We start from the raw sequence: 7,653 nt of genomic DNA, 5'->3' as shown, positions 1-7,653 counted from the left end.
CCGCACCGGCGGCCACCGCACCACGCGTGACCACCACGAGCCGCGCGTCCCCCACCCGCTCCTCGGCCAGCCACCGCTGGAGCGTCGTGAGGAGCCGGCCCGTCGCGTCGGCGGCTGCCGCCGCCGGTGCCCCGTCGCCCGCGGTGGCCACGGTGTGCACGATGAGCCTCGGGATGTCGCCCTCGGCGGCCACGAGCGCGGCCAGGTCGGCGTGCCGTGCCTCCCGGGCCAGGCCGAACGGGTCGTCGCCGATGACGGCCGGGGCCTGTGCCCGCGGGGCGGGGGCGCCGGGGGTGGCGGCGGGGGTCCACTCGACGCGGAACACGGCGTCCCGGGCGTCCGGGGCCGCGGCGGCCAGTTGCTCCGCGGTGACCGGCCGCAGCACCAGGGAGTCCGTCCACGCCACGGGCGCACCGGCGGTGTCGGCCACGGCGACGGACACGGCGTCACCGCCCGCCGGGGCGAGCCGCACCCGCACCGCGGAGGCGCCGACCGCGAGCAGGGACAAGCCCTCCCACAGGAACGGCAGGCGCAGCCCGCCGTCACCCGCGTCCGCGGCGAGCACGGCGTGCAGGGCGGCGTCCAGCAGCGCCGGGTGGATGCCGTAGCGGCCGGCTTCCTCCTGGTGGGGGCCGTCGAGGGCGACCTCGGCGAACACCTCGTCGCCGCGCCGCCACGCGGCCTTGAGGCCCTGGAACGCCGGGCCGTAGCCGTAGCCGGCCGCGGCGGCGTCGGCGTCGGCGTAGAAGCCGGAGACGTCGAGGGTCTCGGCGCCGGGCGGCGGCCAGGCGGTCAGGTCCACGGCGGGAACGGCCGGCTGCGCGGCGGTGAGCACACCCTCGGCGTGGGAGGTCCACGGCGCGTCGCCGGCGGCGTTCTCGGGGCGGGAGTGCACGGTCAGGGCGCGGTCGCCGGTGCCGTCGGGGGCGCCGACGACGACCTGGATCCGGACGGCGGTGTGCTCCGGCAGGACGAGCGGGGCCTGGAGGGTGAGCGCCTTCAGGTGCGAGCAGCCCACCTCGTCCCCGGCGCGGATCGCCAGCTCGACGAACCCCGTGCCGGGGAACAGCACCGTCCCGGCCACGGCGTGGTCGGCCAGCCACGGGTGGGTGCGGGTGGACAGCCTGCCGGTCAGGACCAGGCCGCCGTCAGCGGCCAGGCTCACCGCCGCGCCCAGCAGCGGGTGACCGGCCTCCGCCAACCCGAGCCCGGCGGGGTCGCCCCCACGGGAGGCGGCTCCAGCCAGTAGCGCTGCCGCTGGAAGGCATACGTCGGCAAGTCGACACGACGCACGGCCCGCCCGGCGAACACCGCCGACCAATCCACCGAAGTGCCCCGCACCCACAACTCGGCGGCATTGGCGATCAACCGAGCCGACTCGTCCTCCTCACGGCGCAGCGAGCCCACCACGACGGCCTTCGCCCCGGCGTCCTCGGCGATGTCCTGCACACCCATCACCAGCACCGGGTGCGCACTGACCTCGACAAAACGGGTCAGGCCGGAGGCGAGCGCCTGCTCAACGGCATCCGTGAAGCGCACCGGCTGCCGCAGATTGGTGAACCAGTACTCCCCACCCATGACCGTGGTGTCCAGCACCTCACCGGTCACCGTCGAGATCAACGGCACCCGGGCAGCCCGCGCCGAGACAGGAGCCAGCAACTCCAGCAACCGCCCCCTGATCTCCTCCACATACGCCGAGTGCGAGGCATAATCCACCGGAACCATCCGCGCCCGCACCCCGGACGCCTCAGCAGTGGCAGCGATCTCCTGCAACGCCGACGGCTCACCGGCCACGACCGTCGCGGCCGGACCGTTGAACACCGCCACCGACACCCGACCGTCATAGGGCGCGAGCCACTCCCGGACCCGCTCCGCACCGGCCGCCAGCGACAGCATCCCGCCCCGACCGGCCAGCTCCTCCCGAATCACCGCCGACCGCAGAGCAACGACCCGGGCACCGTCCTCCAGGCTCAGGGCACCAGCCACCACAGCGGCCGCGATCTCACCCTGCGAATGGCCGATGACAGCCGCAGGCTCAACACCCAACGACTCCCACACCGCCGCGACCGACACCATCACGGCCCACAGCACCGGCTGAACGACATCCACCCGCCCCAACCAGGCGTCGTCGTCCCCGGCCAGCACCTCACCCAACGACCAGTCCACGAACGACCGCAGAGCAGACTCACACTCCGCCAACCGAGCCGCGAACACGGGCGACGACGCGAGCAGACCCCGCCCCATCCCCAACCACTGCGACCCCTGCCCCGGGAACACGAACACCGCACCGGCATCCGCAGCCCCAGCCGCCCCCGTGACGGCGTTCCCCGCGACACCGCCGGCCGCCACGGCCTCCAGCCCGGTCAGCAGCTCTCCGGCGGCGCTCCCCCACACCACGGCCCGGTGCTCCAGCGCCGACCGCGACGACAGCAGACTCCACCCCACGTCCACCGGATCGGAGCCCTGAACCGCCTCCGCCAGCCGCCCGGCCTGGGCGGTCAGCGCGTCGGCGGTGCGGGCGGAGACCAGCCACGGCACCACGGCCGAGCGGGACAGGCCGCCCTCTCCGGACAGGACGAGCGGGCCCGAGCCGGCCTCGGTGCCGGCGTCGGCCGGGGCCTGCTCCAGGATGACGTGGGCGTTCGTTCCACTGATGCCGAAGGCCGACACGCCGGCGCGGGCGGGGCGGTCCCCGGGGAGCCAGCGGACGGGCTCGGTGAGCAGGGCGACGTTGCCCGCGGTCCAGTCGACGTGCTCGGTGGGCTCGTCCACGTGGAGGGTGCGCGGCAGCACGCCCTCGCGCATCGCCATCACCATCTTGATCACCCCGGCGACGCCGGCGGCGGCCTGGGTGTGACCGATGTTGGACTTGACCGAGCCGAGCCACAGCGGCCGGTCCTCGGGCCGGTCCTGCCCGTAGGTGGCGAGAAGGGCCTGCGCCTCGATGGGGTCGCCGAGCGTGGTGCCGGTGCCGTGCGCCTCGACGGCGTCGATGTCACCGGGGTTCAGCCCCGCGTTGGCCAGGGCCTGGCGGATGACGCGCTGCTGGGACGGGCCGTTGGGCGCCGTCAGGCCGTTGGACGCGCCGTCCTGGTTGATGGCGGTGCCGCGGACGACGGCGAGGACCCGGTGCCCGTTGCGGCGGGCGTCGGACAGGCGCTCGACGACCAGCACGCCCGTGCCCTCGGCCCAGCCGGTGCCGTCGGCGGCGTTCGCGAACGGCTTGCAGCGGCCGTCGGCGGCCAGCCCGCGCTGGCGGCTGAACTCCAGGAACAGGCCGGGGCTCGGCATCACCGTCACGCCCCCGGCCAGCGCCAGGTCGCACTCGCCCTGCCGCAGCGACTGCACCGCCAGGTGCAGCGCCACCAGCGACGACGAGCACGCCGTGTCCACCGTCACCGCGGGCCCTTCCAGGCCGAAGGTGTAGGACAGGCGGCCGGACACCACGCTGGCGGCGTTGCCGGTGAGGGAGAAGCCCTCCACCGCGTCCGGGGTGCGCTCCAGGTCCACCAGGTAGCTGGGGTAGCCGGCGCCGACGAACACGCCCCCGGCGGAGCCCTTCAGCGAGGCGGCGGGGATGCCGGCGCGCTCCAGCGCCTCCCACGCGGTCTCCAGCAGCAGCCGCTGCTGCGGGTCCATGGCCAGGGCCTCGCGCGGGGAGATGCCGAACAGGTGCGGGTCGAAGTCGGCGGCGTCGTGGAGGAAGCCGCCTTCGCGGGTGTAGGTGGTGCCGGGGTTGGCCGGGTCGGGGTGGTACAGCGCGTCGAGGTCCCAGCCGCGGTCGGTGGGGAAACTGCCGATGGCGTCCACGCCCTCGCTGACCAGTTGCCACAGGTCCTCGGGCGAGGACACGCCGCCGGGGTAGCGGCAGGCCATGCCGACGATGGCGATCGGCTCGTCCGTACCGTCCGAGGCGCGGCGGGCGGGCGCGGCGCCGGGTGCGGCCGCGTCCTGCCGCTCGTCGTCGGGCCACACCTCGTCGTGCAGGTATCCGGCGACGGCGGCCGGGGTGGGGTGGTCGAAGACGAGGGAGGCGGGCAGCCGCAGCCCGGTCGCCGCGCCCAGCCGGTTGCGCAGCTCGACCGCGGTCAGCGAGTCGAAGCCCTGCTCCTTGAACGACCGCTCCGCGTCCACGGCCTGCGCCGACGCGTGCCCCAGCACCGCCGCCACATGCCCGCGCACCAGCTCCACCAGTCGCCGCGCCCGCTCCGGGCGGGCGAGCCCGGCGAACCGGTCGGCGAAAGACGTGCCGGTGCCGGTGGCGGGCGTGGCCGCGGCGGCCCGGCGCCCGGTGGGGCGCACCAGTCCGCGCAGCACGGCGGGGATCTCGTCCTGCTCCCGCAGCGCGGCCAGGTCGAGGCGGGCCGCGACGAGCGCGGGGACGTCCATGGCGCGGGCGGTGTCGAGGAGTTCGAGGCCCTGCCGGGAGGAGAGCGGCGCGAGCCCCATCCGGCCGAGCCGCTGGAGGTCGGCGCGGCCCAGCTCGCCGGTCATGGCGCTGGCCTGCCCCCACAGGCCCCAGGCCAGGGAGGTCGCGGGGAGGCCCTGGGCGCGGCGGTGCCGGGCGAGGGTGTCGAGGAAGACGTTGGCGGCGGCGTAGTTGGCCTGCCCGGCGCCGCCGAGGACACCGGAGACGGAGGAGTAGAGCACGAACATCGCCGGCGGGGTGTCCCGGGTGAGCTCGTGGAGGTTGACGGCGGCGTCGGCCTTGGGCCGCCAGACGCGCTCCAACTGCTCGTCGGTCATGGCGCCGACGACCCCGTCGTCGACGACGCCCGCGGCGTGGAAGACGCCGGTGAGGGGGCGGTCGTCGGGGATGGCGGACAGGAGGGCGGCGAGCTGGTCGCGGTCGGCCGCGTCGCAGGCCATCACCTGGGCGGACGCGCCGGACTCGGCCAGCTCGGCCACCAGCTCCGCCGCGCCCGGGGCGTCCGGGCCGGAGCGGCTGGTCAGCAGCAGGTGCCGCACCCCGTGCTCGGTGACCAGGTGCCGGGCGAGCAGTGAGCCCAGCGTGCCCGTGCCGCCCGTGATCAGCACGGTGCCCTGCTGGTTGAGGGGGGCGGGCATCGTCAGCGCGACCTTGCCGACGTGCCTGGCCTGGCTCATGTGGCGGAACGCCTCGACGCCGCGCCGCACATCCCAGGTGGTGACCGGCAGCGGGCTCAGCACGCCCCGGTCGAACAGCTCCATCAGGGCGCGGAGCATCTCCCCGATGCGCTCGGGCCCGGCGTCGAGCATGTCGAACGCCCGGTACCGCACACCCGGAGCGGTGCGCGCGACCTCCTCGGCCTCCCGGATGTCGGTCTTGCCCATCTCCAGGAACCGCCCGCCGGACGGGAGCAGGTCCAGGGAGGCATCGACGAACTCGCGGGCGAGGGAGTTGAGGACCACGTCCACCCCGCGCCCGTCCGTGGCGGCCAGGAACTTCTCCCGGAAGTCCAGGTCCCGCGAGTTGGCGATCTCCGACTCGGCCAGGCCGAGGGAGCGCAGAACGTCCCACTTGCCGGGGCTGGCCGTCGCGAACACCTTCGCGCCCAGGTGCCGGGCCAACTGGATCGCCGCCATGCCCACACCGCCGGCGCCCGCGTGCACCAGCACCGACTCCCCGGCGTGCAGCCCGCCCAGGTCGACCAGGCCGTAGTAGGCGGTGAGGAACACCACCGGCACGACCGCGGCCTGCTCGTACGTCCAGCCCTCCGGCATCGGGACGACGACGCGGGCGTCGGTCACCGCGAGGGGGCCGAAGCTGTGCGGCACGAGACCCATGACGCGGTCGCCCGGGGCCAGGTCGGTGACGCCCTCGCCGACCTCCACGACGACGCCCGCGGCTTCGCTGCCGAGCACCGGCCGCCCGGGGTACATGCCGAGGCTCATCAGGACGTCGCGGAAGTTGACGCCGGCCGCGCGGACCGCGACCCGCACCTCACCAGGCGCCAGCGGCCGGGTGGCCTCCGAGGCCGGCACCAACGCCAGGCCCTCCAGCGTCCCCGTCCCCGCCGTGTCCAACCGCCACGCCCGCTCACCCACCGGCGGCACCAGCACACCACCGGACGACAGCGCCCGCACCAACCGCGGCACCAGCACCGCACCGCCCCGCACCGCGACCTGACCCTCACCCGCGGCCAACGCCGAGGCCACGTCGGCGCCGCCGGCCGGGTCCAGGTCCACCAGCGCGAAACGCCCGGGGTGCTCCGACTGCGCCGAGCGCAGCAGGCCCCACACCGGAGCCGAGGCCAGGTCCGCCACGTCGCCCGTGGCCACCGCGCCCCGCGTCACCACCACCAGCCGGGCCTCCGCCAGCCGGTCCTCGGCGAGCCACTGCCGGACCAGCGCCAGCACGTCCGCCGTGACCTGCCGGGCCGTGTCGGCGGCACCCGCCGTACCGTCGGCCGCCCCGGCGGGGACGGGCAGCAGAACGGCCTCGGGTGCGGGGCGGCCCGCGTCCAGCGCGGCGAGCAGCTCCGGCAGGCCCGGGTAGCGGGTGGCGCCGTCGAGCGCGACAGCCGCGGCCTCGGCGTCACCGAGGACCACCACGTCACCGGCCGCCCGCCGCGTGCCCTCGGGCGCCGGCGTCCAGTCGACGCGGAACAGCGCGTCCTGGTCCTGGGTGGCGGCCGAGGCGAGCTGCCCGCCGGTGACCGGGCGCAGCAGCAGCGACCGGACGGCGGCGACCGGGCTTCCGGTGCCGTCCGCCAGGTCCAGGGCGACCGAGTCGCCGCCCGCGGACGTCAGCCGCACCCGGAGGGCGGCGGCGCCGACGGCGGACAGGGACACGCCCTCCCACATGAACGGCAGCCGCAGCCCGCCGTCACCGCCGTCGGTCGCGAGCACGGCGTGCAGGGCCGCGTCCAGCAGCGCCGGGTGCAGACCGTAGGCGGTGGCGTCCGCCTCCTCGGCGTCGGGCAGGACGACCTCGGCGAAGACCTCGTCACCGCGCCGCCAGACGGCCTTCAACCCCTGGAACGCCGGGCCGTAGCCGTAGCCGGCCGCGGCGGCGTCGGCGTAGAACCCCGAGACGTCCACCGGCTCCGCCCCGGCCGGCGGCCACACCGCCAGGCCCGCCTCGCCGCGGTCCGGCTCCTCGTCCGCCAGCACGCCCTCGGCGTGCACCGTCCAGGCGGCTTCGTCGGCGGCGTCCTCGGGACGGGAGTACACGGTGACGGTCCGCTGCCCCGCCTCGTCGGCCGCGCCCACCAGGACCTGCACCCGCACCGCGCCCCGCTCCGGCAGCACCAGCGGCGCCTGAAGGGCCAGCTCCCGCAGATGCCCGCAGCCCACCTCGTCCCCGGCCCGGACCGCCAGCTCCACGAACCCGGTGCCGGGGAAGAGCACGGTCCCCGCCACCGCGTGATCGGCCAGCCACGGGTGGGTGCCGGTGGAGAGCCTGCCGGTGAGCAGCACCCCGCCCCCGGCGGCGAGCGTCACCGCCGCACCCAGCAGCGGGTGCCCTGCCGCGCCGAGCCCGAGTCCGACCGGGTCGCCCGCATCACTCCTGGCGTCACTGAGCCAGTAGCGGCGGCGCTGGAAGGCGTAGGTGGGCAGATCGACGTGGCGGGGGGTGTGGCCGGTGAAGAAAGCGGGCCAGTCGATGTCGGTGCCGGTGCACCACAGGCGGGAGACGGCGGAGGTGAGCGTCTGCACCTCGTCGTGCTC

At 75.9% G+C, this 7,653-nt stretch carries 2 protein-coding genes; both read right to left on the bottom strand.

What is annotated here, in order from left to right:
- Positions 1 to 1,165 (bottom strand): polyketide synthase dehydratase domain-containing protein (locus ACYVO2_RS36925; protein ID WP_461012508.1); only part of this gene is annotated, 1,165 nt, incomplete at its 3' end.
- A partial coding sequence (locus ACYVO2_RS36920) for an SDR family NAD(P)-dependent oxidoreductase (RefSeq protein ID WP_461012507.1) occupies positions 1,162 to 7,653 on the bottom strand: 6,492 nt, incomplete at its 5' end. The genes ACYVO2_RS36925 and ACYVO2_RS36920, both read right to left, overlap by 4 nt.

The sequence above is a fragment of the Streptomyces capparidis genome, from assembly GCF_054782095.1.
Note: the sequence above shows the minus strand (reverse complement) of the source record. Positions and strands in the feature narration are given on the sequence as shown.